The 237-nt window shown below is 53.2% G+C and carries 1 rRNA gene; it reads left to right on the top strand.

The annotated features are described in order from the left end of the window. Positions 1-237: ribosomal RNA gene (locus LMC10_RS02125) — 23S ribosomal RNA — on the top strand; the annotation flags it as partial.

The following is a 237-nucleotide window of genomic DNA, read 5'->3' as shown; positions in this document are numbered from 1 at the left end:
GTTGGGGTTGTAGGACTGAACATTAGAGTTACCAAAGTGCGACGTAGTCGCAACAGTTGGGAAGCTGTGCCATAGAGGGTGAAAGCCCCGTAGACGAAACGTCACACTCTCTGTTCAGAATCCTGAGTACGGCGGGACACGTGAAACCCCGTCGGAACCCGCGAGGACCATCTCGCAAGGCTAAATACTCCCTAGTGACCGATAGTGAACCAGTACCGTGAGGGAAAGGTGAAAAGC

The organism is Limosilactobacillus reuteri subsp. simiae (assembly GCF_020784875.1).
Classification (GTDB): Bacteria; Bacillota; Bacilli; order Lactobacillales; family Lactobacillaceae; genus Limosilactobacillus; species Limosilactobacillus reuteri_H.
This window is presented reverse-complemented; position numbering and strand designations above follow the sequence as displayed.